This window comes from Streptomyces sp. JW3 (genome assembly GCF_052216785.1).
In the GTDB taxonomy this organism is placed as follows: domain Bacteria; phylum Actinomycetota; class Actinomycetes; order Streptomycetales; family Streptomycetaceae; genus Streptomyces.
This window is the reverse complement of the sequence record NZ_JBQOUX010000003.1, coordinates 116,093-138,686: the sequence shown is the minus strand read 5'-3', so window position 1 is coordinate 138,686 and position 22,594 is coordinate 116,093. Positions and strand designations below refer to the sequence as shown.

25 protein-coding genes are annotated in these 22,594 nt (G+C 73.2%); 9 read left to right on the top strand and 16 right to left on the bottom strand.

Features of this window, described 5'->3' with window-relative positions:
* Nucleotides 1-62 precede the first annotated feature (62 nt).
* Both ACTT8P_RS02880 and ACTT8P_RS02875 read right to left on the bottom strand, forming a co-directional pair.
* Nucleotides 63-959: a SigB/SigF/SigG family RNA polymerase sigma factor gene (locus tag ACTT8P_RS02880; protein WP_442829896.1), complete on the bottom strand. Its 897-nt coding sequence runs from the start codon at nt 957-959 to the stop codon at nt 63-65.
* A gap of 171 nt (nt 960-1,130) precedes the next feature.
* Nucleotides 1,131-1,574: an ATP-binding protein gene (locus ACTT8P_RS02875; protein ID WP_442829895.1), complete on the bottom strand. Its 444-nt coding sequence runs from the start codon at nt 1,572-1,574 to the stop codon at nt 1,131-1,133.
* Nucleotides 1,575-1,740: 166 nt separating this feature from the next.
* On the opposite strand from ACTT8P_RS02875, the gene ACTT8P_RS02870 reads away from it, so the two are divergent.
* The 3 genes from ACTT8P_RS02870 (at nt 1,741) to ACTT8P_RS02860 (ending at nt 4,247) form a co-directional block, all read left to right on the top strand.
* Nucleotides 1,741-1,962: a hypothetical protein gene (locus ACTT8P_RS02870; RefSeq protein ID WP_442829894.1), complete on the top strand. Its 222-nt coding sequence runs from the start codon at nt 1,741-1,743 to the stop codon at nt 1,960-1,962.
* A 65-nt stretch (nt 1,963-2,027) separates the two neighbouring features.
* Nucleotides 2,028-3,506 carry an aminotransferase class I/II-fold pyridoxal phosphate-dependent enzyme gene (locus ACTT8P_RS02865; protein ID WP_442829893.1) on the top strand — a complete coding sequence of 493 codons (1,479 nt, stop codon included), beginning with the start codon at nt 2,028-2,030 and terminating at the stop codon, nt 3,504-3,506.
* A gap of 282 nt (nt 3,507-3,788) precedes the next feature.
* Nucleotides 3,789-4,247, top strand: coding sequence for a cyclic nucleotide-binding domain-containing protein (locus tag ACTT8P_RS02860; protein ID WP_442829892.1), 459 nt, complete (start codon nt 3,789-3,791; stop codon nt 4,245-4,247).
* Between the two features lie 4 nt (nt 4,248-4,251).
* Here the strand turns inward: ACTT8P_RS02860 and ACTT8P_RS02855 are convergent, their stop codons facing one another.
* Nucleotides 4,252-5,547 carry an MFS transporter gene (locus ACTT8P_RS02855; RefSeq protein WP_442829891.1) on the bottom strand — a complete coding sequence of 432 codons (1,296 nt, stop codon included), beginning with the start codon at nt 5,545-5,547 and terminating at the stop codon, nt 4,252-4,254.
* Between the two features lie 76 nt (nt 5,548-5,623).
* Nucleotides 5,624-6,241 carry a LysE/ArgO family amino acid transporter gene (locus tag ACTT8P_RS02850; protein WP_442829890.1) on the bottom strand — a complete coding sequence of 206 codons (618 nt, stop codon included), beginning with the start codon at nt 6,239-6,241 and terminating at the stop codon, nt 5,624-5,626.
* A gap of 101 nt (nt 6,242-6,342) precedes the next feature.
* Here ACTT8P_RS02850 and ACTT8P_RS02845 point away from each other — a divergent pair, with 101 nt between their 5' ends.
* From ACTT8P_RS02845 to ACTT8P_RS02835, 3 genes are all read left to right on the top strand, one after another.
* Nucleotides 6,343-7,245, top strand: a complete 903-nt coding sequence (locus ACTT8P_RS02845; protein ID WP_442829889.1) for a LysR family transcriptional regulator ArgP — start codon at nt 6,343-6,345, stop codon at nt 7,243-7,245.
* A gap of 129 nt (nt 7,246-7,374) precedes the next feature.
* The gene (locus ACTT8P_RS02840) at nt 7,375-7,626 is read left to right on the top strand and encodes a WhiB family transcriptional regulator (RefSeq protein WP_442829888.1); all 252 of its coding nucleotides are present in this window, start codon (nt 7,375-7,377) and stop codon (nt 7,624-7,626) included.
* A gap of 25 nt (nt 7,627-7,651) precedes the next feature.
* Nucleotides 7,652-8,017, top strand: a complete 366-nt coding sequence (locus tag ACTT8P_RS02835) for a DUF488 domain-containing protein (RefSeq protein ID WP_442829887.1) — start codon at nt 7,652-7,654, stop codon at nt 8,015-8,017.
* Between the two features lie 13 nt (nt 8,018-8,030).
* On the opposite strand, the gene ACTT8P_RS02830 is transcribed toward ACTT8P_RS02835, so the two are convergent.
* Together ACTT8P_RS02830 and ACTT8P_RS02825 are read right to left on the bottom strand one after the other, a co-directional pair.
* Entirely contained in the window at nt 8,031-9,704 is a 1,674-nt protein-coding gene (locus ACTT8P_RS02830; RefSeq protein ID WP_442829886.1) for an FAD-binding dehydrogenase, read from the bottom strand.
* 32 nt (nt 9,705-9,736) lie between these two features.
* The gene (locus ACTT8P_RS02825; protein WP_442829885.1) at nt 9,737-10,324 is read right to left on the bottom strand and encodes a TetR/AcrR family transcriptional regulator; all 588 of its coding nucleotides are present in this window, start codon (nt 10,322-10,324) and stop codon (nt 9,737-9,739) included.
* A gap of 123 nt (nt 10,325-10,447) precedes the next feature.
* Between ACTT8P_RS02825 and ACTT8P_RS02820 the strand changes: the two genes are divergently transcribed.
* The 3 genes from ACTT8P_RS02820 to ACTT8P_RS02810 all read left to right on the top strand — a co-directional run bounded on the left by ACTT8P_RS02820 (nt 10,448) and on the right by ACTT8P_RS02810 (nt 13,189).
* On the top strand, nt 10,448-11,074 hold the full coding sequence (locus tag ACTT8P_RS02820) for an alpha-ketoglutarate-dependent dioxygenase AlkB (protein ID WP_442829884.1): 627 nt from the start codon (nt 10,448-10,450) through the stop codon (nt 11,072-11,074).
* Nucleotides 11,075-11,136: 62 nt separating this feature from the next.
* Complete coding sequence (locus ACTT8P_RS02815) at nt 11,137-11,883, top strand: MBL fold metallo-hydrolase (protein WP_442829883.1); 747 nt, start codon at nt 11,137-11,139, stop codon at nt 11,881-11,883.
* A 31-nt stretch (nt 11,884-11,914) separates the two neighbouring features.
* Nucleotides 11,915-13,189 carry a DUF4032 domain-containing protein gene (locus tag ACTT8P_RS02810; RefSeq protein ID WP_442829882.1) on the top strand — a complete coding sequence of 425 codons (1,275 nt, stop codon included), beginning with the start codon at nt 11,915-11,917 and terminating at the stop codon, nt 13,187-13,189.
* A 1-nt stretch (nt 13,190) separates the two neighbouring features.
* Here the strand turns inward: ACTT8P_RS02810 and ACTT8P_RS02805 are convergent, their stop codons facing one another.
* The 10 genes from ACTT8P_RS02805 to ACTT8P_RS02760 all read right to left on the bottom strand — a co-directional run bounded on the left by ACTT8P_RS02805 (nt 13,191) and on the right by ACTT8P_RS02760 (nt 22,593).
* Complete coding sequence (locus ACTT8P_RS02805; protein ID WP_442829881.1) at nt 13,191-14,066, bottom strand: universal stress protein; 876 nt, start codon at nt 14,064-14,066, stop codon at nt 13,191-13,193.
* A 22-nt stretch (nt 14,067-14,088) separates the two neighbouring features.
* A complete protein-coding gene (locus tag ACTT8P_RS02800; RefSeq protein ID WP_442829880.1) occupies nt 14,089-14,274 on the bottom strand; it encodes a hypothetical protein in 186 nt (61 codons plus the stop codon).
* A 4-nt stretch (nt 14,275-14,278) separates the two neighbouring features.
* Complete coding sequence (locus tag ACTT8P_RS02795; protein WP_442829879.1) at nt 14,279-15,283, bottom strand: Gfo/Idh/MocA family protein; 1,005 nt, start codon at nt 15,281-15,283, stop codon at nt 14,279-14,281.
* A 66-nt stretch (nt 15,284-15,349) separates the two neighbouring features.
* Complete coding sequence (locus tag ACTT8P_RS02790) at nt 15,350-16,138, bottom strand: SDR family oxidoreductase (RefSeq protein WP_442829878.1); 789 nt, start codon at nt 16,136-16,138, stop codon at nt 15,350-15,352.
* A gap of 4 nt (nt 16,139-16,142) precedes the next feature.
* A complete protein-coding gene (locus ACTT8P_RS02785) occupies nt 16,143-17,591 on the bottom strand; it encodes a condensation domain-containing protein (RefSeq protein WP_442829877.1) in 1,449 nt (482 codons plus the stop codon).
* Nucleotides 17,588-18,673 carry a glycosyltransferase family 2 protein gene (locus ACTT8P_RS02780; RefSeq protein ID WP_442829876.1) on the bottom strand — a complete coding sequence of 362 codons (1,086 nt, stop codon included), beginning with the start codon at nt 18,671-18,673 and terminating at the stop codon, nt 17,588-17,590. Before ACTT8P_RS02780 ends, ACTT8P_RS02785 begins: the two co-directional genes overlap by 4 nt.
* On the bottom strand, nt 18,666-19,991 hold the full coding sequence (locus ACTT8P_RS02775; protein ID WP_442829875.1) for a DegT/DnrJ/EryC1/StrS family aminotransferase: 1,326 nt from the start codon (nt 19,989-19,991) through the stop codon (nt 18,666-18,668). The genes ACTT8P_RS02780 and ACTT8P_RS02775 overlap by 8 nt, the downstream gene beginning before the upstream one ends.
* 135 nt (nt 19,992-20,126) lie before the next feature.
* Complete coding sequence (locus tag ACTT8P_RS02770) at nt 20,127-21,041, bottom strand: LysR family transcriptional regulator (RefSeq protein WP_442829874.1); 915 nt, start codon at nt 21,039-21,041, stop codon at nt 20,127-20,129.
* A gap of 143 nt (nt 21,042-21,184) precedes the next feature.
* Complete coding sequence (locus ACTT8P_RS02765; RefSeq protein WP_442829873.1) at nt 21,185-21,442, bottom strand: acyl carrier protein; 258 nt, start codon at nt 21,440-21,442, stop codon at nt 21,185-21,187.
* Entirely contained in the window at nt 21,418-22,593 is a 1,176-nt protein-coding gene (locus tag ACTT8P_RS02760; protein ID WP_442829872.1) for a 3-dehydroquinate synthase family protein, read from the bottom strand. Before ACTT8P_RS02760 ends, ACTT8P_RS02765 begins: the two co-directional genes overlap by 25 nt.
* Between the last annotated feature and the right edge of the window lies 1 nt (nt 22,594).

The following is a 22,594-nucleotide window of genomic DNA, read 5'->3' as shown; positions in this document are numbered from 1 at the left end:
GAGCCCGAGGGCCCCGGGCGGGGTCAGGCCGGCGGCCGGGGCCACGGCGGGCGATCATCGCCTCACCGCGAGCCGTCGCGGCCGGCCGGGCCTCCCCGGTCGCCCCGGCGGGCCGGGCGGCGGCCCATCGCCTCGTCCCGGACCCGGGCGCAGCTGCGGCTGATGAGGCGGGAGACGTGCATCTGCGAGATGCCGAGCTGGTCGGCTATCCGGCTCTGTGTCATGTCCTCGAAGAAGCGCATGTAGAGGATGGCGCGTTCGCGCTCGGGCAGCCGGCGCAGGCCCTCCTTGGCCGACTCGCGGTCCACCACGACGTCGTAGGAGTTGTCGGCGGAGCCGAGCGTGTCGGCGAGGCTGTAGCCGTCGTCGCCGGCCGACAGCTCGGCGTCCAGGGAGAGCGTGCTGAAGCTCTCCAGCGCCTCCATCCCGGCGCCGACCTCCTCCTCCGTCAGCCCGGTGTGGGCGGCGATGTCGGCCGTCGAGGGCTCGGGGCTGCCCGGGTTCTGGGTCAGCTCGCGCCGCGCCACCCGTACCTTGTTGCGCAGTTCCTGGACCCGGCGGGGCACCCGCAGGGCCCACATCCGGTCCCGGAAGTGCCGCTTGACCTCACCGGTGATGGTGGGCACGGCGTAACTCTCGAAGGCGCCCCGCTCCGGGTCGAACCGGTCGATGGCCTTCACCAGGCCCAGTGCGGCGACCTGGCGCAGGTCCTCGACGGACTCGCCGCGGTCGCGGAACCGGCCGGCTATGCGGTGGGCCATGGGCAGCCACGCGGTGACGAGTTCGTCGCGCACCGCGTCGCGTTCGGGACCCTCCGCCAGTGCCGCCATCCGGGTGAACAGGCTCGCGGTGTCGGGGGCGTCGTCGTGGCGGCGCCGGGACGGCGCGTTCGTCGGCTCGGTGACGGTGGGGGTGGACTCGGCTGTCGCGGGACGGCCAGTGGGCGTGTCAATGAGCATGCGATCCGCTCCTGAACGGTGGTCTCCAGGGGACTTTCCGCGGGAACGGCGCTGCGGTCGACTGGAGTGTCGAAGCAGCCACACCGCTCCCGCTGCTGCGCCTCCGGTCCGAAGCACGAAACTGCGACTGCCCTTCCCCTCGGGGAACAAACTCCGCTTTTCGAAAAGTACTCAGGACAGCGGTACCAGGACGCTGATGCACTTGCCTCCGGAGGGCAGGCCGGACACCCGCACGTCGCGGGCCAGCCGGCAGACGATGGGCCAGCCGCGGCCGCCCACCGTCCAGCGGCCCTGCCGGTCGGCGGCGGGCACCGGCGCGGGCAGCGCGTCGCTGCGGTCGCTGACCGAGACGCGCAGCCCGGGGCCGACGACGTCGACCCGGAAGTCGGTGACGCCGCCGCCGTGCAGGATGGCGTTGGTGGTCAGTTCCGAGGCGACCAGCACGGCGTCCGACAGGGCGTCGGCGTCGCACCGGGTGCCGCCCTCGCGGCAGCGCGCGGTGACCGCGCGCTCCACGGCCCGGCGCGCCTCGGCTGGTTTGCTCGGCCGGGCCGGCCGGCTGCGCTGGTCACCGGTCCGCTCGGCGGCGGAAGGGGTCATGGGCCTCTCACACATCCGTCAGCTCCCTGATCGTGCGGCACATCGTGTGGAACCGGGCCGGAGCCCGCCCTGCCCGCGGCTGCCTCGTGTTCCGGCTGACCTCTGGCCGCACCCGCAAACCTCACGACCTCCGTACGGTCCAGCGGCCATGCGGCCGCCGGGTGCGGGGTACGCGGTGTGCATGACGGATGTGGTGGACGCGGACGAACTACTGCGGCGGATGCACCGGGCGCGGGCCTGCGCGGCCCAGGAGGAGCGCAGCTGGCGGACCCGGCGGGACGAACTGCGGCCGACCGACCCGGAGGGCGCCCGGGACGCCGAGGTGCGCACGGTGGCCTACGGGGCGGTGCTGCGAGTGCTGGACGAGGTGCTGACGCCGGGCCGGCGCACGGAGCGGGGCTGACCCGGCCGGGCTGACCCGGTGGGCGGTGCCGATTGGCGTGGCCGCGGCGGGGAAGCCGCAGGGGCATGGCCATCGATCACACACAGGCCCCGGTTCTCCAGGCGCTCGCCGACTACCGGCGTGAGGGCCGGCTGGCGTTCACGCCCCCGGGGCACAAGCAGGCGCGGGGCGCCGACCCGGCGGTCCGCGAGGTGCTGGGCGACGCGGTCTTCCTCGGCGACGTACTGGCGACCGGCGGGCTCGACGACCGGCTGACCCAAAACCGGGTGCTCCAGCGCGCCCAGGAGCTGATGGCCGACGCGGTCCACGCCGACCACACGTTCTTCTCGACGTGCGGCAGTTCCCTGTCGGTCAAGGCGGCGATGCTCGCGGTCGCGGGACCGCACGAGAAGCTGCTGATCGGCCGGGACGCGCACAAGTCGGTGGTGTCCGGGCTGGTGCTGTCGGGCATCGAGCCGGTCTGGGTCGAGCCGCGCTGGGACGCGGAGCGCCATCTCGCCCATCCGCCGTCCGCGGTGGAGTACGAGGCGGCCTTCGCCGAGCACCCCGACGCGCGGGGCGCCCTGATCACCAGCCCGACGCCGTACGGCGCCAGCGCGGACCTCGCGGCCGTCGCCGAGGTCTGCCACCGGCGCGGGCGGCCGCTGATCGTGGACGAGGCGTGGGGCGCGCATCTGCCGTTCCACCCGGACCTGCCGTCCTGGGCGATGGACGCGGGCGCGGACATCTGCGTGACCAGCATCCACAAGATGGGCAGCGGCCTGGAACAGGGTTCCGTCTTCCATCTCCAGGGCGACCTGGTGGAGCCGAAGCTGCTGGGCATGCGCGCGGACCTGCTCAGCACCACCAGCCCGTCGGCGCTGATCTACGCGGGGCTGGACGGCTGGCGCCGCCAGATGGCGCTGCGCGGCCAGGAGGTCATGGGCGGCGCGCTGGACCTGGCGGCCCGGGTGCGGGCCGCGATCGAGGAGATCGACGGCATGCACGTCAACGACCGCGCGGACTTCTGCGGGCCGGGGCTGGCCGACGGCTTCGACCCGCTGCCGGTCGTCATCGATCTCGACGGGCTCGGCATCTCCGGCTACCAGGCCGCGGACTGGCTGCGCGAGCGGCACGACATCGTGGCGCATCTGACGGACCACCGGCGGATCGGCGCGCAGATCACCCACGGCGACGACCGGGAGACCACCGGGGAACTGCTGACGGCGCTCAAGGACCTCTCGGGCGCCGCGCCCGGACTGCCGGACGCGCCTCGGGTGGCGGTCCCGGCACCGGCCGAGCTGCGGATGGCGCAGGCGCGGCTGCCGCGCGACGCGTTCTTCGGGCCGACCGAGGACGTGCCGGTGGCCCGGGCGGCCGGCCGGATCGCGGCGGAGATGATCACGCCGTACCCGCCGGGCATCCCGGCCGTGCTGCCGGGCGAGCGGCTGACCGAGCCGGTACTGCGCTACCTGACCACCGGCTTGCACGCCGGGATGTTCCTGCCGGACCCCAGCGACCCGGCCCTGGAGACGATCCGGGTGACCGCGGCGGACGATGGCTGAGCGGCGGCGGGCGGCCGGGTGAGACAGCTCACGGGACCCGCCCCCGGCTTCACGAAACCCCCGCAAATGGTTTAGCGTTCATCTATACGTGGTGACGGGGTCGGCCCCCGGTCCTCCGCCGCCACCGTTGACGGCCCTGGCTGGTTCCCCCCGTCCAGCCAGGGCTTTCCCATGCCGTCACGGAATCTTCGCGGCCCGCCGAGGTGCCCGGAGCCGCGCCGGGGGCTGAAATGGTCGTAGGGAAAACACCGGAACCGCATCGCCGGCGAGGAGTTCCGTGTCATGACCAAAGCGATCAAACTGCTCAACGTCCTGCCCCCTCCGCAGCGGGCGCGGCTGACCGAACTGGCCCGGGAGGTGCGCTTCCCGGAGGACACCCGGATCTTCGAGGCGGGCGGCACCGCCGACCGCTTCTGGGTGGTCCGCTCGGGCGCCGTCTCCCTGACCCAGCGGGTGACCTCGCTCCAGACCGTGACCGTGGCCGGCCTCGGCGCCGGTGACCTGCTCGGCTGGTCCTGGCTGTTCCCGCCGTACCGGTGGGACTTCGGCGCCGAGGCGTTCAGCGCGGTGCGCGCCTACGAGTTCGACGCCGCCGCGGTGCTGCGGCTGTGCGAGGACGATCCCCAGCTCGGCGTGGTCCTGGTGCGGTCCGTCGCCGAGATCCTGGCGCACCGGCTGGAGACCACCCGCGGCAAGCTGCTGGAGCAGTACTCCCTGCACCGGCGCGGCGGCCCGCTCTAGCGGGTCACACCTTGTAGCGGCGCAGGGCCGGCACCGTGCAGGCCAGGCCCAGCATCACCACGACCACCAGCAGCCCGCCCCCGGCCACCGCGCCGCGCGCCCCGAACGCCGAGCCCGCGGTGCCGTGCAGCACGTCGGCCAGCCGCGGCCCGCCCGCGACCACGACCGTGAAGACGCCCTGCATCCGGCCGCGCATCTCGTCGGTCGCGGCGGACAGCAGGATGGCGCCGCGGAAGACCATCGAGACCATGTCGGCGACGCCCGCGACGGCCAGGAAGACCACCGCGAGCCACAGGTTGCCGCTCAGCCCGAAGCCCGCGATCGCCGCGCCCCAGGCGACGACCGCGCCGATCACCATCCAGCCGTGCCGCCGGGCCCGGGAGAACGTACCGGAGAACAGGCCGCCGGCCACCGCGCCGATGGGTATCGCCGCGTACAGCAGCCCCAGCGCGAGCCCCTCGCCCCAGCCCGCGTACGTCTCGGCGGCCAGCTGCGGGAACAGCGCCCGGGGCATGCCGAACACCATCGCGACGATGTCGGCGAGGAAGGACAGCAGCAGCACCGTGTGCCCGGCGATGTACCGGAAGCCCGCCACCACCTCGCGCAGCCCGGCGCGGCCCTTGCCGTTGCCGGTCAGCGGCAGCAGGGCGGGCAGCCGGTAGACCGCCCACACCGTGACGCACAGGGCGACCGCGTCGATGAGGTACAGCTCCGGCAGGCCGATGACCGGGATCAGGACGCCCGCCAGCAGCGGGCCCACCACCTGGCCGGTCTGCATGACGGTGGAGCCGAGGGCGTTGGCGGCGGGCAGTTCGCCCTCCGGCACCAGCCGGGCGATGGAGGCGCTGCGGGCCGGGGAGTTCAGCCCCCAGAACGCCTGCTGGAGGGCGAGCAGCACCATCAGTACGGCGACCGACTCCAGGCCGGTGACGGCCTGCGCCCAGAACAGCAGCGAGGTCACGGCTATCCCGCTGTTGGTGATCAGCAGCAGCTTGCGGCGGTCCATGGTGTCGGCGACCGCGCCGCCCCACAGCGCGAACACCACCAGCGGTACCAGTCCGGCCAGGCTCGCGGCGCCCACCCAGGCCGAGGAGCCGGTGATGTCGTAGATCTGTTTGGGCACGGCGACGGCGGTGAGCTGGCTGCCGACCGCGGTGACGATGGTGGAGACCCAGAGTCTGCGGAAGGCGGGGCGGCGCAAGGGCCGGGTGTCCATCGCGAAGCGGCGCCAGCCGCGGCGCGGGGCGTCGGCCGCGGGGGCCTGCGCCCGGGTTTCGGTACTGCTGTCGCTCGTGTCCACACGTTCCTACTTGGTCGTTACATCTTTAGACTCGCTCACTATCGCAGGGTGGTGCGGCCGAGCGGTGTGCCGGGCGTCAACTTCCGGCGATCAGTGAGACGCCGAGGGCGATCATGGTGGCGGCGACCAGGCCGTCCAGCACCCGCCATGCCTTGGGGCTGGCCAGGAACCGGCCGAGGAAGCGGCCACCGAAACCGAGCGCGGCGAACCAGGCGAGGCTGGCCAGCGCCGCGCCCAGCCCGAAGGTCCAGCGCAGCGCGCCCCGGTCGGCGGCGACGGAGCCGAGCAGGAAGACGGTGTCCAGGTAGACGTGCGGGTTGAGCCAGGTCAGCGCCAGGCAGGTGAGCACCGCCCGCCGCCGGGAGCCGGCCACGTCCGCGCCGTCCGCGCGCAGCGCGCCGGCCGGCCGCAGCACCCGCCGGGCGGCCAGCGCGCCGTACCCCAGCAGGAAGGCGCCGCCGATCCAGCCGACGGCGGTCAGCGCGCCCGGCCAGGCCGCCACCAGGGCGCCGACCCCGCCGACGCCCAGCGCGATCAGTACCGCGTCGGACAGGGCGCAGATCCCGACCACGGCGAGCACCGTGTCCCGGCGGATGCCCTGGCGCAGGACGAAGGCGTTCTGGGCGCCGATGGCGACGATGAGGGACAGGCCGGTACCGAACCCGGCGGCCGCGGTGGTCAGGGCGTTGCTCATGGCCTCGACGCTAAGCGCGCGATCACCGCGCGTACAGCTAAAGATTCTTATGTATCCTTAGCTCTGGTGAAGGATCTCGTTGAGATGGCTGAGGTGACGGGATGACGACGGCGCTGGACGACCTGCCGCTGGACCAGGTGCGGACCCTGCTGGCGGTGGTGGACGAGGGGACGTTCGACGCCGCGGCGGCGGCGCTGCACGTGACGCCGTCGGCGGTGAGCCAGCGGGTGAAGGCGCTGGAGCAGCGCACCGGCCGGGTGCTGCTGCTGCGCACCAAGCCGGTGCGGCCCACCCCGTCCGGCGCGGTCCTGGTGCGACTGGCCCGGCAGGTGGCGTGGCTGGCCCGGGACGCGCACGCGGAGCTGGGGCTGAGCGGGGCCGGTGAGCCGGTCCGGGTGTCGGTGGCGGTGAACGCGGACTCGCTGGCGACCTGGTTCCTGGCCGCGCTCACCCGGGTGCCGCGCGATCCGCCGCTCTGCTTCGAGCTGCGCCGCGAGGACGAGACGCACACCGCCGCCCTGCTGCGGGAGGGCCTGGTGATGGCCGCGGTGACCTCGTCGCCGGACGCGGTGCCGGGCTGTTCGGTCCGGCCGCTGGGGCGGATGCGGTATCTCCCGGTGGCCGCACCGGAGTTCGCCGCCCGGTATCTGGGCGGTCCGCTGCGCGAGGCGCTCGGTGCGGCGCCGGTGGTGACGTTCGACCGGCGCGACGACCTCCAGGACGGTCTCGTCCGCCGGCTGGGCGGCGCCGCCGCGAGCGCGGCGCGGCATTACGTGCCCACCTCGGAGGGGTTCGTCGAGGCCGTCGCCGCCGGGCTGGGCTGGGGCGTGGTGCCCGAGCCGCAGGCCGCACCCCTGCTGCGGGCCGGCCGGCTGACCGAGCCGGCCCCCGGCACGACCGTCGACGTGCCGCTGTACTGGCAGCAGTGGAAGCTCGACTCACCGGCCCTGGCGGCGGTGGCCGAGGCGGTGGCGGCGGGCGCGGCCCGGTCACTGCGGCAGTAGGAACGCGCGGGAACTCCTTTGTCCGGAAGCGACTTTGCGGCCTCTGGCCCGTTTGGCCCCGGCGTCCACAGGTCACCCGAGGGTGAGCAACCGATTCCGAGCGCGATACGACGATCGCAGGTGACTTTGATGGACGACTGGCGAGAGCACGCGGCCTGCCGCGACGAGGACCCCGACCTGTTCTTCCCGATCGGAACCTCCGGCCCGGCCCTGCTGCAGACCGAACAGGCGAAGGCGGTCTGCCATCACTGCCCGGTCCGGGACCAGTGTCTGGAGTGGGCCCTGGACACGGGGCAGTCCATCGGTGTCTGGGGCGGGACCGACGAGAACGAACGCCGGGCCCTGAAGCGGCGCCTGGCCAACCGCCGGCGCACCGGCTGACCCGGAGAGCGAAGGGACGTCCGCCATGTCCGTCCGTACGCGGGTCCGGGTGCGCCGGGTCCACGACCCGGCCGAGCCGGACGACGGGGCGCGGGTCCTGGTGGACCGGCTGTGGCCGCGCGGGGTGAAGAAGGAGGCGGCGCACGTGGACGAGTGGCCCAAGGACCTCACCCCGTCCGCGGAGCTGCGCCGCTGGTACCACGCGGGCGAGGGCTCCTTCGCGGAGTTCACCGAGCGCTACGAGGCGGAGCTGGCCGCCCCGGCCGCCGCCGGGGCGCTCGGCAGGGTGAGAGAGCTGGCGGGCCGGGGTCCGGTGACGCTGCTGACCGCGTCCAAGGACCCCGCCCGCAGCCATGCCGCCGTCCTGGCCCGCCTGCTCGGCGCGCGGTGAACGAACGGACCGCTCAGCCCACCTGGCGTGCCGCCGCCCGCCCGGCCGCCCGCCCCGAGAAGAGGCAGCCGCCCAGGAAGGTGCCCTCCAGCGCGTTGTACCCGTGCACCCCGCCGCCGCCGAAGCCGGCCACCTCACCGGCCGCGTACAGGCCCTCGACGGGGGTGCCGTCGGCGCCGAGGGCGCGGGAGTCCAGGTCGGTCTGGATGCCGCCGAGCGTCTTGCGGGTGAGGATGTGCAGCCTGACGCCGATCAGCGGGCCGGCCGCCGGGTCCAGGACCCGGTGCGGGGCCGCGACCCGGCCGATCCGGTCGCCGAGGTAGCGGCGGGCGTTGCGGATGCCCTGGACCTGGGAGTCCTTGCTGAACGGGTTGGCCATCTGGAGGTCGCGCGCCTCGATCTGGCGGCGGACCGCGGCGGCGTCCAGGAGCGGCTTGTCGGTCAGGGCGTTCATCCGGTCCACGAGCTGTTCGAGGGTGGCCGCGGTCACGAAGTCGGCGCCCTCGCGCAGGAACGCGGCCACCGGCCCCGGAGCGCCCTTGCCGACCACCCGCTCGCGCAGGAAGGCTCCCCGGTCCTTGGCGGTGATGTCCGGGTTCTGCTCGGAACCGGACAGCGCGAACTCCTTCTCGATCATCTTCCGGGTGAGGACGAACCAGGAGTGGTCGTACGGGGCGATGTCCGGGTCGGTGCGCAGGTGCCGCAGGGTGCCCAGGGTGTCGTAGCCGGGCAGGCAGGGGTCGGGCAGCCGGCGGCCGAGCGCGTCGAACCACAGCGGGGACGGGCCCGGCAGGATGCGGATGCCGTGGCCGGGCCAGATGGGGTCCCAGTTGCGGATGCCCTCGGTGTAGTGCCACATCCGGTCCCGGTTGACCAGCCGGACCCCGGCCGCCGCGCTGATGTCCAGCATCCGGCCGTCGACGTAGGCGGGGACACCGGTGACCATCTCGGCGGGCGGGGTGCCCAGCCGCGCGGGCCAGTGGCGGCGCACGATGTCGTGGTCGGCGCCGATGCCGCCGGAGGTGACGATCACGGCCTGCGCGGTCAGTTCGAACTCGCCGGCCGGGTCGCGGTGGGAGGCGACCCCCCGGGGTGAGCTGTCCGCGGCGAGGACGGTGCCCCGTACGCCGCGCGCGGTGCCGCCCTCGACGACCAGTTCGTCGACCCGGTGGCGGTGGTGGAAGGTGAGCAGTCCGTCGCGCACCGCCTGCTTCGCGTATCCGACGAACGGCTCGACCACGCCGGTCCCGGTGCCCCAGGCGATGTGGAAGCGGGGCACCGAGTTGCCGTGTCCGCCGGCCCTGAGGTCGCCGCGCTCGGCCCAGCCGACGGTGGGCAGCAGCTTGATGCCGTGCCCGTCCAGCCAGGACCGCTTCTCCCCCGCCGCGAACTCGACGTACGCCCGGGCCCAGCGCACCGCCCAGGAGTCCTCGTCGTCGGTGCGGTCGAAGCCGGCGCTGCCCTGCCAGTCGTTCCAGGCCAGCGCGAAGCTGTCCTTCACTCCGAGCCGCCGCTGCTCCGGGGAGTCGACGAGGAACAGCCCGCCGAACGACCAGAACGCCTGCCCGCCGAGGTTGGCGGCGTTCTCCTGGTCGACGAGGGCGACCCGGCGGCCCCGGCTGGTCAGCTCGTGGGCCGCGACCAGTCCCGCGAGGCCCGCTCCGACGACGATGACGTCGGCGTCCATGGCGACCGTCCCTTCTCGTTCACTCGGTTCGTTCAGGTCGTGAGCAGCGCGGTCAGCAGCCGCCCCAGCCAGGCGCGGGCCCGCTCCTCGTCCCGGTCCAGCAGTACTTGGGTGGTGACTCCGTCGTACGCGGCGACCACCGCGCCGGCCGCGCCGTCGGCGTCGCCGAGCACGGCGGGCAGCGCGGTGCCGGCCCGGGCGAGCCGGCCGGCGATCGCGCGGCGCAGCCGGGCCCGGTGCGCCAGCAGGGTGCGGGCGACGGCCGGGTCGCGGGCGGCGTGGGTCAGGAAGTCGGTCTTGACCAGCAGCCAGTCCCGGTCGAGCAGCAGCACCTCGGTGACCCGGTCCACGGCGGCGGCCAGGTCCGGCCCCGGTCCGTCCTGGGCCAGCGCGCCGGCGACCTGCTCGGCGATCAGCTCGGCGCGTTCCCGGTACAGGGCGAAGAACAGCTCGTCGAGGCCGGCGAAGTTGGAGTAGAAGGCCCCCCGGCTGTACCCGGCGGCCGCGCTGACCTCCTCGATCGACACGTGCCCGAACCCCTTGGCCGCGAACACCGCGAACGCCGCCTCCAGCAGGTCGGCGCGTGTGCGCGCCCGGCGCCTGGTCACCCGCTCCGCCACGTTGGGCCTCCGTTTCGATACGCGAACGTATCCGATGCGCCGGCGTACGCGAACCCCTCGCACAGGACTTTCACGCCGGAACACCGATGGAACGCGCGTTCGATTAAGGGGTACGCTCGGAGTATGACCACGCACCTCCAGGGCTCCCTCTTCGACCAGACCGACCGGGCCCGGCTCGGCCCGCTGGACGGAATCCGCCGTACCCGGCTGGGCTCCGGCGCCTGGATCGACGTGCTGCCGGGGTGGCTGAGCGGCGCCGACGCGCTGTTCGAGCGGCTGGCCGCCGAGGTCCCCTGGCGCGCGGAGCGGCGCGAGATGTACGACCGGGTGGTCGACGTCCCCCGGCTGCTGGCCTTCTACGGCGCCGCCGACCCGCTGCCCGACCCGGTGCTGGACGAGGCCCGCGACGGCCTCAGCGCGCACTACCGCGAGGAGCTGGGCGAGCCGTTCAGTACGGCGGGGCTGTGCCACTACCGGGACGGCCGGGACAGCGTGGCCTGGCACGGCGACCGGATCGGCCGGGGCGCGCGGGAGGACACCATGGTCGCCATCCTGTCCCTGGGCACGCCCCGGGACCTGCTGCTGCGCCCGGTGGGCGGCGGGGACACGGTGCGCCGGCCGCTGGGACACGGCGACCTGATCGTGATGGGCGGCTCCTGCCAGCGCACCTGGGAACACTGCGTACCGAAGTCGGCACGGGTCGCCGGCGGCCGGATCAGCGTGCAGTTCCGCCCCCGCGGCGTGCGGTGACACCGGCCGGTCTGATTACCTGTCCCCGGTCCACCACCCCCCACCGGAACGCGGAGTGAGCGATGAGCGCCGACGTGCGACAGGTCGCGGACGGCACCTACCTGGTGCACGGCAGCAACACCAACTGGGTCGTCCTCACCGAGGGGGACGCGGTGACGCTGGTCGACACCGGCTACCCGGGGGACCGGCAGGCGGTGCTCGACTCGCTGGCGGCGGTGGGCAGTTCGCCGCACGCGGTGGCGGCCGTCCTGATCACCCACGCGCACAACGACCACCTGGGCTCCGCCGAGTACCTGCGCGCCACGTACGGCACGCCCGTGCTGCTGCACGAGGCGGAAGTACCGCACGCCCGGCGGGACTTCCTCCAGCAAGTCTCCATCCCGACCGTGCTGCGCAACGCCTGGCGGCCCGGTGTCCTGCCGTGGATCACACACGCCGCCCGCTCCGGCGGCACGGCGCGACTGCCGGTCGCCGAGCCGCGGCCGTTCCCCGGGACCGGCGCCCTGGACCTGCCCGGCCGGCCGGTCCCCGTGCACACTCCCGGGCACACCGACGGACACTGCGCCTACCACCTGCCCGAGGCGGGGGTGGTGATCTCGGGCGACGCCCTGGTCACCGGCCATCCCATCGCCCGGACCCGGGGCCCGCAACTGCTGCCCGACATGTTCCACCACGAGCGGGCCCGGACGGTGGCGTCGCTGGCGGTGTTCGAGGACCTGGACGGCGACCTGCTGCTGCCCGGACACGGGCCGGCGCACCGCGGGTCCGTGCCCGCGGCCGCGCGACGGGCCCGGGATCTGACGCTCTGAAGAACATCCCGGACGGCTTAGAGTCGGGTCCATGGCCTTGCAGATCAGTGCCACCAACCCCGAGCACCCAGCGCTCCTGCTCGAACTTCCCTGGCACATCCCCCTGGAGGAGTGGCCCGACAAGCACCTGGTGCCGCTGCCGCGCGGCATCTCCCGGCACGTGGTGCGCTACGCCCGGGCCGGGGCGGAGATCGTCGCCGTCAAGGAGCTGGCGGAGCGGCCCGCGCTGCGCGAGTACGAGCTGCTGCGCGACCTGGACCGGCTCGGCATCCCGGCGGTGGACGCCCTCGGCGTGGTCACCGGCCGTACCGACGCGGCGGGCGAGCCGCTGGAGCCGGTGCTGATCACCCGGCACCTGGGCGGTTCGATGCCGTACCGGTCGATGTTCGAGACGACGCTGCGCCCGGCGACCATGCACCGGCTGATGGACGCCCTGGCGGTGCTGCTGGTGCGGCTGCACCTGGCCGGGTTCGCCTGGGGCGACTGCTCGCTGTCCAACACCCTGTTCCGGCGCGACGCGGGCGCCTACGCCGCCTACCTGGTGGACGCCGAGACCGGCGAGCTGCATCCCCGGCTGAGCGAGGGCCAGCGGGACTACGACCTCGACCTCGCCCGCGTCAACATCAGCGGCGAGCTGCTCGACCTGGAGGCGTCCGGCGCGCTGCACCCGTCCGTGGACGCCATCGAGTTCGGCACCGAGATCTGCGCCCGCTACCGGGACCTGTGGCAGGAGCTGACCCGGACCTCGGTGTACCCGGCGGGCAAGTACCACTACATAGAGCGGCGGATACGGCGGCTCAACGACCTCGGTTTCGATGTCGCCGAGATGCAGATCGAGCACGCGGCCGACGGCGACACCGTCACGTTCGTGCCCAAGGTGGTCGACGCCGGGCACCACCAGCGCCAACTGCTGCGGCTGACCGGCCTGGACGCCGAGGAGAACCAGGCCCGGCGGCTGCTGAACGACCTGGAGTCCTGGATGGCCACCCAGGACGACTACACGCCCGGAGATCCTCCCCCTCTCTCTCAGCTTCGTTCGAGCCGGGGGGACCCCCATGGCGCCCGCCCGGAGGTGCTGGCCCACCGCTGGGTGCGCGAGGTGTTCCGGCCCACCGTGCGGGCGGTGCCCCGGGAGCTGCGCGGCGCGATGGACCCGGCGGAGATCTACCACGAGCTGCTGGAACACCGCTGGTACCTGTCCGAGCGGGCCCAGCACGACATCGGCCTGGGCACCGCCGTCCAGGACTACATCACCGACGTGCTGCCCAAGGCCAGGGAGACGCTCCAGCCGACGGCCGAGGACTGACTCACGCGTGCGGGACGACGGCCACCGGGCAGTCCGCGTGGTGCAGCACCCCGTGCGCGACCGAACCGATCCGGGCGCCCACGGCCGAGCGGCGGGCGCGGCGGCCGACCACCATCAGCTGGGCCCGCCCGGCCACCGACAGCAGGACCTGTCCGGCGCTGCCCATCTCCACGTGCTCGACCACGGGCACGTCGGGGTAGCTCTCCCGCCACGGCTCCAGCGCCTCGGCGAGGGCCTTTCGCTCGTAGGGTTCCAGGCCCCCGGCGTCGTCCAGCAGCCTGAGCGAGCCGGGGCTGTAGGAGAACAGCGGCGGCAGCGTCCAGGCCCGTACCGCGCGGACCGCGGCCCCGCGGGCGGCGGCCGCCTCGAACGCGAACCGCAGCACCTCGGCGCTGTCCTCCGCCTCGCCCTGCTGGCCCACCACGACCTCGTGCCCGGCCACCTCGTCGGCGGGCCGGTCCGCGCCGGTCCGGACCAGCACCACCGGCCGGGTCGCCTCGGCGATCACCTGCTGGCCCACCGAGCCCAGCAGGAAGCCGACGACCGTGCCGTGCCCGCGCGAGCCCAGCACCAGCGCGCCGGCAGCGGCCGCCGCGGCGACCAGCGCCCGCACCGGGTCGCCCTCGACGACCTCGGTGGTGACCTCCAGGCCGCGGTGCCGCCCGGTCACGGAGCCCACCGCGCCCGCCAGCGTCTCGCGCACCCAGCGCTCCTGCGCGTCCCGGTCGCCCGCCCGCTCCGCCTGCCGCGGCTCGAACCGCCAGGCGTGCACCACACGCAGCGCCGCGCCGTGCCGGACCGCCTGCCGGGCCGCCCAGGCCAGCGCCGCCAGGCTCTCCTGCGATCCGTCCACCCCTGCCGTGATCGGGCGCGTCATACGGTTCCTCCCTGCGTCGCGGTCATGGCCTGCCCGGCCAGTCTCCCCCACCAGGCCACCGAGACGGCACGGACCGCAGGAGCCGCGGCTGGTCCTTGATGCCGGCCAGGTGGTCGAGGAAGGCGGTGATGCCGGCCGGGGTGGAGCAGTCGAACGGATCGAGGTCGCAGCCGACCTGGTGCTGTCCCCCCTCCCCGTCGGCGCTCACCCGTTCAATCGTGGCGCACCTCGGCGATGGTGACCGGGCGGTGCTCGTGGAGGGAGAGGGTGCACGCCTCCGCTATCCAGCCCGCTTCCAAGGCGTTCTCGACGGCGCAGGGCGAGGGGCGGGTGCCTGCGGCGACCTCGGTGAAGGCGGCCAGTTCGGCGCGGTAGGCGGCGGTGAAGCGGTCCATGAAGAAGGTGTGCGGCCGGCCGGCCGGGAAGGTGGCACCCGGCTCGGCCGACCGCAGGGGCAGCCGGTCGTCCAGGCCGACCGCGAGGGAGTCCGCGAAGCCGTGGAGTTCCATGCGGACGTCGTAACCGCGGGCGTTGTGCCTGCTGTTGGAGATCACGGCGATCGTGCCGTCGTCCAGGGTCAGGAGCGCGCTGGTGGTGTCGGCGTCGCCTGCCTTCCGGATGAAGTCCGCCCCGCGGTTGCCGCCGACGGCGTACACCTCCGTCACCTCGCGGCCGGTCACCCAGCGGACGGTGTCGAAGTCGTGTACGGAGCAGTCGTGGAAGATGCCGCCGGACGCGGCGATGTAGGCGGGCGGTGGCGGTGCGGGGTCCAGCGTGGTCGACCGTACCGTGTGCAGTTCGCCCAGCTCGCCACCTTGTACGGCCGCCCGCGCCGCGATGAACCCGGCGTCGAAGCGGCGGTTGAAGCCGAGCTGAATCGGCACGTCGCAGTCCGCGAGCGCCTTGAGCAGGTCCACGCTCTGCGCCATGGTGGGGGCGAGGGGCTTCTCGCAGAAGACCGGGATGTCCGCCTTGACGGCGGCCCTGAGCAGGGCGGGGTGGGCGTCGGTCGCGGCGGCGATCACCACGCCGTCCACGCCGGCGGCCAGCACCGCCTCGGGTGAGTCGGCCACCTCGGCGTCGAATCGGTGGACGGCGGCCGTTATGGCGTGGGGGGACGGGTCCGCGACGATCAGGGAGTCGACGGTGTCGAGTCCGGAAAGGGTTTCGGCGTGCAGCACTCCGATACGGCCGAGGCCGAGTATTCCGATACGCATGGACATCCTGCTCCTTCGTCCGCGGTGGTGCGGAAGGGGGTGCGCCATGACGGGCCGGGTGTCGCGTCAGTCCAGGCCGCCCAGCACGTTCTGGTCCCAGTCGATCACCGAGCCCGTGACCACCCCGGACCGGTCCGAGAGGAGCAGGACCACGAAATCGGCGATCTCGTCCGGCTGGCCGAGCTTTCCCATCGGCAGTCCGGCGGCGGCCTGCTCGCGCCAGTCGTCGCCGGCGTCGTGGAAAGCGCGCTGCGTGGCGTCTTCGCCCTCGGTCGCGGTCCAGCCGATGTTCAGGCCGTTGATCCGTATCCGGTCCCGGCGGTGCGCGTGCGCGGCGTTTCTGGTGAGGCCGGCGAGACCGGCCTTCGCGGCGACATAGGGCGCCAGGTAGGGCTGGCCGCCGTGTGCCGAGGACGTGATGATGTTGACGATCGTGCCGGGGGCACCCCGGGCGACCATGTCCGCGACCGCCCTCTGCATCGCGAAGAACGGCGCCTTCAAGTTGATCGCGATGTGCTGGTCGAACAGGTCGGGTGTGGTGTCCAGGAGCGAACCCCGCGACGTCAGCCCCGCCGAGTTCACCAGGCAGTCGATCCGGCCGTACGCCTCCACCACCCGGTCCGCGCAGGACTTCGCCTGCTCGGGGTCGGCCAGGTCGGCCCGTATGAACAGGACCTTGCTGCCCGCCGCCGCCAGCTCGGCCACCAGCGCCTCGCCGGGCTCCGGGCGGCGGCCGGTGACGGCCACGACCGCGCCCTCCCGGCCGGCGGCCCTGGCGATCGCCGCGCCGACGCCCTGGGTGCCGCCGTTGACCAGGACGACCTTGTCGTCCAGGAGTGTATGAGTGTCCGTCATGTCATCACCTGGTCGGGGCGGCGGCGAGGGTGTCCCGCAGCGCCTCGTGCGGTGCGGCGGTCAGCGTGGCCACGGTCGCCCGGTATTCGGCGGCAAGGTCCTCGACCATGCCGGGGTCGTACAGGTCACGGTTGTAGACCAGGCTTCCGCCGCCCCGGGCGTCGTCGAGGATGACGATCGGGACACCGCGCCGCGCCCACACCGACAGCCGGTCCCCCGCCTCCGCGAGGTCGGCCGTCACCGGTCCGGCGTCCAGGGCGCCGTCACCGCCCGGTGACACCTGCCGCACGCGCAGTCCGGGTGCCTGGAGGTCGGGTTCGGCGGGCGGGGCCGACTGGAACCAGTAGTCGAACACCCTGATGAACGACCAGGGCCGCGCCTGGTCGAAGTCCGGGCGCACCGCACGGGCCAGGCGGTTGAAGGAGGGCACGTATGCCACGCCGTCGTTCATGCCGCCGTGCAGCGCCCGGACCACGTCCAGGAAGGAGTCGGCGGGATCGACGCGGACAGCCGGGTAGACGTTGTTGGTGAACTGGCCGATGACGCGGCGCACCTGCGGGCTGGTACGGCCCAGTGTCGTGGTGCCGACGACCAGCCGGTCCCGGCCGGTGCGGCGGCACATCAGGACGTGGTAGGCGGCCATCAGCACCATGAACGGTGTGCTGCGGACCCGCCACGCCGTCTCGCGTACCGCGGTGACGATGTCGTCGCCGAAGACGAACCGATGGGCCACCTCCGCGGTCAGGTCACGGCCGCGGGGTGTGGCCGGGGGCGGGAACACCTCCTCGGTGGGCAGGGGGGTCAGGTTCCGCCGCCAGTACTCGTCCCGCGCGGGGTCCTCGGCCAGGAAGGCGCGCTGCCAGGTGATGACGTCCCGGAACGTCATGTCCAGGCGTCCCAGCGGTGAGCCGTGGCCGAGTTGTGCACCGTACTCCCGCATGAGGTCTTCCACGAACACCTGGCAGGACCAGCCGTCGGAGATGACGTGGAAGAACGAGACCGTCAGGAGATGGTCCTCGGGGCTCAGGCGCACCAGGCGCACCCGCCACAGCGGCCCGGTCAGGAGGTCGAAGGTGGGGAAGCGTTCGCCGCGCACCAGGGTGTCGACCCGCCGTTCCCGCTCGTCGGCGGGCAGGCCGGAGAGGTCCAGGTACGTGTAGGGGACGTCCGCCTGCTCCCGTGTGCGCAGCAGGGGCTCGTCGCCGAGGCGGTCGAAGACCATGCGCAGGGCGTGGTGGCGCCGCGTCACGCCGTGCAGCGCCCGCTCGAAGGCCGGGAGGTCCACGGTTCCCTCGATGCGGCGGAAGTCCGCGACCGGCAGCCTGGCCCGGCCGGGATCGTCGGGGGCCAGCTCACGCATGAACTCCCACAGTGTCTCCTGGGCCGGGGCCAGGGGCAGGGGGTCGTCGTCGCCGGTGGTGTGGGGCGATACGTGTGTGCTCCGCAGCGTCATCGGTCGCTTCCCTCGTCGGTGCGGCGGTAGGCGCTGTCGTCCGGCAGTTCGAAGCCGGCGAACAGCAGGTCCGGGCGGCCGTGCTCGATCGCGCCGGCCACCGCGCCCGCGTCGAAGAAGCAGTCCAGCAGCGCGCAGGCCACCGAGTCGGCCAGGGCGCGGGCGGAGCGTTCGCCGTGCAGGAGCGGTACGGTCCGGGCGGTCAGCAGGACGGCCGCCACGGCGGGCACGGCCAGTGCGCGGCGGCCGCGGGTGCGGCGCGGGCCGGGGAGTGCGGCGAGCGCGGTCAGGGCGAGGACGCTGAGCGGGTTCAGCCGAAACCGCTGCTGCTGGGGGTGTTTGAGGCACAGCCACTGCTCGGACCGCCCATAGTTCAGCAGTCGCCGGCGCACGGCCCGTACGGTGTCGGTACTGGTCGCGTCGTGCGTCACGGCGGCTTCGGGGTCGCAGGCGATGATGCGGCCGCTCCCGGTCAGCCGGAGGCCGAAGTCGATGTCCTCACCGCCCAGCGGGTGGGGCGAGTCCTCCGGGAAGCGGCCGACCGCTTCGAACGCGTCTCGCCTGACCGCCAGGTTGGAGGTGCCCGCGCAGCTCATCCGCTCCTGGTGCAGCGGTTCCTCGTGGTGGCCGTTGAGCAGCCAGGAGCGTTTCATGATCCGTGAGATCGTGGTCTCGCGTCCGGGGGCGAGCAGCGCGGGGCCGGCGATCGCGGCGACCTCCGACGGCGCGCCGCGCAGCGCCTGGACATGCCGGCTCAGCAGCTCGGGAGCGGCACGGCAGTCGGAGTCCACGAAGCAGAGCAGGTCGTGGCGGGCGACGCGGGCGCCGAGGTTGCGTTTGGCGCCGACATGGCTGGGACCGCCGACGTAGCGTGCGCCGTGCCGACGGCAGCTCTCCTGGTGTTCTGCGGCCTCGGGCGAGTCCAGGTCGTCGACGACGACGACCTCGGCCGGTTCGGGGCACCGTGCGACGGATTTCTCCAGGCTCTCCAGGAGCCTGCGGGTGAGTGCGACCCGGCCCTTGACCGGTATCACGACCGTGATGCCGGGCTGGAGGCCGTCGGGAGCCGGCTGGTCAGGCATGTCCGCCCACCTTCGCCGTGCGGCCGGGCCGCGGTTCGTCGGCGTGGCGGCCGGGGCCGGTCACGACCTTGGCGACCGCCTCGGCGATGTCGTCCATGTCGGTCGGGGGGCCGAGGAAGGCGCTGTGGTGCAGTACCACGGCGTGCCCGGCCACGTATTCCGCGCCCGGGTAGCCGCGGTCCCGGTGCAGAGCGACGAAGCGGTCGGCCAGCGGGGCGATGGTCGGCTTCGTCCACGGCCGCAGGAGGGCGCTGCGCGACAGGGGTGTGCGCGGAGTGTAGACGTGGGTGCGCAGTTCCGCGCTGAGGGCCTGCGCCGCCCAGGCGTTGTCCCGGCCCTCGGGGAGCGGGTCGAGGATGAGTGGTACCTCGTACAGGGACAGGCGGTCCTGTTGTGGCCGGCGCCATGGCAGGCGTACGCCGGGAATGCCGGACAGCAGGCCGGCCAGGCGGTCGTAGTTGGCGGCGCGGATGGCGTTCTGCCGCTCCAGCGGCCCGAGTTGGGCGCACAGCAGGGCGGCGTTGAACTCGCTCATGCAGAAGTTGGCACCCATGGTCGAGGGGTCCTCCACCAGTTCCAAAGCCCCGGGGCGCCGGTCCGTGCCGTACCGGCGGGAGTCGGCGCGCAGCTCCTGCAGTACGGGCGCCAGGTCGTCGTCGTCCGTCACCACGGCACCGCCCTCTCCGGCGGACAGCACCTTGCCGTGCTGCATGCTGAAGCACCCCACGCGTCCCAGGGTGCCCGCGTGCCGTCCCTGCCACTGGGCGCCGTGTGCCTGGGCCGCGTCCTCGATGACGCTCATGCCGCGGGGCCCGGCGATGTCCGTCAGGGCGGGGACGTCGGCCATCGAGCAGGCCCAGTGGACGGCGATCACCGCGCGGGCGCCCACGTCCAGGTCGAGTGTGCCCGGGTCGACGCAGCCGGTGGCGGGATCGACGTCGACCAGGACGGGGACGAGTCCGGCCCGTAACACGGCCGTGGCGCTGGCCGTCCACGTCAGCGCCGGTACGAGGACCAGGTCACCGTGGTCCAGGCCGAGCGATTCGAGGGCGATCACGAGGGCGCTGGAGCCGTGGTCGGTGGGGATGCAGTGCCGCGCGCCGGTGTACCGGGCGAACCGGTCCGCGAACCGCCGTTCGGACAGCTCTCCCCGGTAGGGGCTGCTGAGGGCCCACCTGCCGCTGTGCAGCACGGTGAGCAGTTCCTCCTCCGCGCCCTTGGCGGGTTGCGGCCAGGTCGGCCAGCCGGCGTCCGGGCTGCGGACCGGCAGTCCGCCGTCGATGGCGAGGCGGAGCGTTCGAAACTGTGTGGGGGCCATGGGCCCTCCTTCCGTCGAGCATGCTCACAAGTCGTGTGCGGCGGGGGGACGAACGGTCGTCGGCTCCGGCACGCGTGGTGTACGGGCTCCGTGCCGACGACGCGGCCGGCCGGTGCCCGCGGGTGCCCCGGGTTCTCAGGCGGGGGCCAGCTCCTGTTCACACAGCTGTTCCTCCACCACCCGGACCGCCGCGTCCACGAACGCGTCGAGCACCGGGTTGGACGTGGCACCGGACCTCCTCGCCAGCTGGGTGAAGGTCTCGAACGGCGGGGTCCAGTCGATGCGGCGCAGTTCGCCGGTGGCGAGTTCGTCCGCGACGGCGATCCGCGGCATCAGCGCCATGCCGACGCCGTTGGCGACGCCCCGCTTGGCGGCGTCGACCGAGTTGAGGGTGAGCACCCTCGGCTGGACGGCGTCGAGGGCACCGAGGATGTACCGCAACCGCAGGTGGTAGCCGGCGCTGCTGTCCGAGCGGACGAGGGTGGTACCGAGCAGGTCCTCGTCGCGCACGTCCGACCGGCCGACCAGCGGGTGATCGGGAGCGGCGACCAGGAACAGCGGTTCCGGGCACAGGACGCTCGTCTCCACGTCCGGGTGGTCCTGGACGCGGTCCACGAAGAAGGCGCAGTCGAGTTGTCCGCCGCGCACGAGGGAGATGACCTCCCCCTCCGCGGGGGACCGCATGGAGATCTCCACCGACGGGTAGCGCAGGTACACGTACTCGATCAGGGGCAGCAGCCGGTGGTTGGTCAGGCTCTCGGTCGTTCCCACTTCCACCCGCCCCCGCAGCTGCCCCACCGAGCTGAGTGCCAGGTGGGCGTTGGTGTTGAGGGTGATGATCTGACGTGCGTAGGGCACCAGTTCGCGGCCGGCCGGGGTGGGAGCGACACCCTGCGGATGCCGCTCCAGCAGGGTGGCTCCCAAGGTCTGCTCCAGTGCCTTGATGCGATTGGTGACCGTGGGCTGGGACAGGCTGAGCCTCGCCGCCGCTCTGGTGAAGCTGCCGGCATCGACGACAGTGATGAACGCCTCCAAATGAGCGGTCTTCATGAGTCAGCCCTCTCGACGCCACGGTGGCCCGTGCGGTCCCGTGCCCGGGGCGCCCCGACCGGCGCCCTTCCCCGGTCTTCAGCCTCCCGCGGACGGATACACCGCCCGTACGCCGGCCATATACCGGGGAGGGCGGCGCGGCGTCAGGCGGGGGCCTGTGGGCCGGACGGGGCCGGCAGGCGCTCGCTGAGGCCGCGGAGTGTGAGGGGCCGGAACTCCAGGATCTGCGGGCTCAGTTCCACGCCCAGCGCCTCCTCGACGCCGAGCAGCAGCGAGACGGCCTTGAGGGAGTCCAGACCGTACTCCACGAGGTCCACGTCCGGGTCGATGCCGTCGGCCGCGAGTCCGCCCCCGAGCACGTCCGCCAGTACGGTCCTCACCGTGTGGTCGATGTCGCCCATCGCTTGCTGCCTCCTTCCAGCCGGTTGGTTCCCGCCATGACGGTGGCCAGGGCCGACACCACCGCTTCCTGGTCCACCGCCACCAACGGGTATCCGTTCGGGCCGGTCAGCGGCGAGCCGAGGGAGCCGAGCAGCACCAGCGCCGCCTCGTTCGGGCCGCAGGGTATGTAGCCCCGTTTGTTGTCGGTCTTCAGCTTCGCGCGCAGTTCGGCACGGTCCACGAAGGCGAGTCGCTCCCCGGCGTCCGGCAGTCCCAGCCAGTCGATGACCCGGTAGTGCCGCTGGAGGTCCTCCTCGCTCAGGATGTCCAGGCTCCGGCTCACCTCGGCGGCGACCAGCATGCCCCACGCCACGGCCTCGCCGTGTTTCATCGCGCCGTTCGACATGAACTCCAGCGCGTGTCCCGTGGTGTGGCCGTACTCGAAGACCAGGGCCTCCTTGCGTTCGCGCGGATCCCGGTCGAGGAAGGGCGTCTTGGCGTCGAGCCCGATGTCGAAGAGCTGTTGCAGCGCGGTGATCCGGTCGTGCGGCAGGGTGCGCAGCGCGTCGTGCAGGGTGCCTTCCAGATGGGGCGTGATGGCGAGGACGTTCTTGGCCATCTCGGCGAGACCGGTGAGCAGTTCGGAGTGCGGGACGGTCGACAGCCAGCGCAGGTCGCAGGCGATCAGCGAGGGCCTGTAGTAAGTGCCGCAGAGGTTCTTGCCGCCGCTGAGGTTGACCGCCTGCTTGACGGAGACCACGGAGTCGAAGGCGGCCACCGGGGTGGTGGGCAGGTGCGCCAGGCGGGTGCCGCGGAAGAGCAGCGCCGCGGTGAGGCCGGCGACGTTCCCCGCCAGTCCCCCGCCCATGCTGACCACCAGGGAGGTGCGGTTCACCGCTCGGGAGACGGCGTACTCGGCGATGTCCTGCACGAGGGGCATCGTCTTGTTCGGCTCCGTCGCCTCGATCTCGTACAGCTCCGTCCTGAGATGCTGCGACAGCAGTTTCATGAGGGGGCGGGCGTAGTGGGTGACCCTGCGGTCCACCACGAAGAGGACGGACTCCGCTGCTCCGGCTGTCCGCAGCAGCGCGTCGGCCAGGTCCTGGGTGCAGTCGGTGCCGTAGAGGTAGGGGGTGTTCTGACCGTCCAGTGGTACACGTCGCTCGAACAAG

Excerpts from the sequence above, each read along its gene's own strand:
- ACTT8P_RS02880 (WP_442829896.1), bottom strand. The coding sequence starts at position 959 with ATGCTCATTGACACGCCCACTGGCCGTCCCGCGACAGCCGAGTCCACC.
- ACTT8P_RS02875 (WP_442829895.1), bottom strand. The coding sequence starts at position 1,574 with ATGTGTGAGAGGCCCATGACCCCTTCCGCCGCCGAGCGGACCGGTGAC.
- ACTT8P_RS02870 (WP_442829894.1), top strand. The coding sequence starts at position 1,741 with ATGACGGATGTGGTGGACGCGGACGAACTACTGCGGCGGATGCACCGG.
- ACTT8P_RS02865 (WP_442829893.1), top strand. The coding sequence starts at position 2,028 with ATGGCCATCGATCACACACAGGCCCCGGTTCTCCAGGCGCTCGCCGAC.
- ACTT8P_RS02860 (WP_442829892.1), top strand. The coding sequence starts at position 3,789 with ATGACCAAAGCGATCAAACTGCTCAACGTCCTGCCCCCTCCGCAGCGG.
- ACTT8P_RS02850 (WP_442829890.1), bottom strand. The coding sequence starts at position 6,241 with ATGAGCAACGCCCTGACCACCGCGGCCGCCGGGTTCGGTACCGGCCTG.
- ACTT8P_RS02845 (WP_442829889.1), top strand. The coding sequence starts at position 6,343 with ATGACGACGGCGCTGGACGACCTGCCGCTGGACCAGGTGCGGACCCTG.
- ACTT8P_RS02840 (WP_442829888.1), top strand. The coding sequence starts at position 7,375 with ATGGACGACTGGCGAGAGCACGCGGCCTGCCGCGACGAGGACCCCGAC.
- ACTT8P_RS02835 (WP_442829887.1), top strand. The coding sequence starts at position 7,652 with ATGTCCGTCCGTACGCGGGTCCGGGTGCGCCGGGTCCACGACCCGGCC.
- ACTT8P_RS02830 (WP_442829886.1), bottom strand. The coding sequence starts at position 9,704 with ATGGACGCCGACGTCATCGTCGTCGGAGCGGGCCTCGCGGGACTGGTC.
- ACTT8P_RS02820 (WP_442829884.1), top strand. The coding sequence starts at position 10,448 with ATGACCACGCACCTCCAGGGCTCCCTCTTCGACCAGACCGACCGGGCC.
- ACTT8P_RS02815 (WP_442829883.1), top strand. The coding sequence starts at position 11,137 with ATGAGCGCCGACGTGCGACAGGTCGCGGACGGCACCTACCTGGTGCAC.
- ACTT8P_RS02810 (WP_442829882.1), top strand. The coding sequence starts at position 11,915 with ATGGCCTTGCAGATCAGTGCCACCAACCCCGAGCACCCAGCGCTCCTG.
- ACTT8P_RS02805 (WP_442829881.1), bottom strand. The coding sequence starts at position 14,066 with ATGACGCGCCCGATCACGGCAGGGGTGGACGGATCGCAGGAGAGCCTG.
- ACTT8P_RS02795 (WP_442829879.1), bottom strand. The coding sequence starts at position 15,283 with ATGCGTATCGGAATACTCGGCCTCGGCCGTATCGGAGTGCTGCACGCC.
- ACTT8P_RS02790 (WP_442829878.1), bottom strand. The coding sequence starts at position 16,138 with ATGACGGACACTCATACACTCCTGGACGACAAGGTCGTCCTGGTCAAC.
- ACTT8P_RS02785 (WP_442829877.1), bottom strand. The coding sequence starts at position 17,591 with ATGACGCTGCGGAGCACACACGTATCGCCCCACACCACCGGCGACGAC.
- ACTT8P_RS02780 (WP_442829876.1), bottom strand. The coding sequence starts at position 18,673 with ATGCCTGACCAGCCGGCTCCCGACGGCCTCCAGCCCGGCATCACGGTC.
- ACTT8P_RS02775 (WP_442829875.1), bottom strand. The coding sequence starts at position 19,991 with ATGGCCCCCACACAGTTTCGAACGCTCCGCCTCGCCATCGACGGCGGA.
- ACTT8P_RS02770 (WP_442829874.1), bottom strand. The coding sequence starts at position 21,041 with ATGAAGACCGCTCATTTGGAGGCGTTCATCACTGTCGTCGATGCCGGC.
- ACTT8P_RS02765 (WP_442829873.1), bottom strand. The coding sequence starts at position 21,442 with ATGGGCGACATCGACCACACGGTGAGGACCGTACTGGCGGACGTGCTC.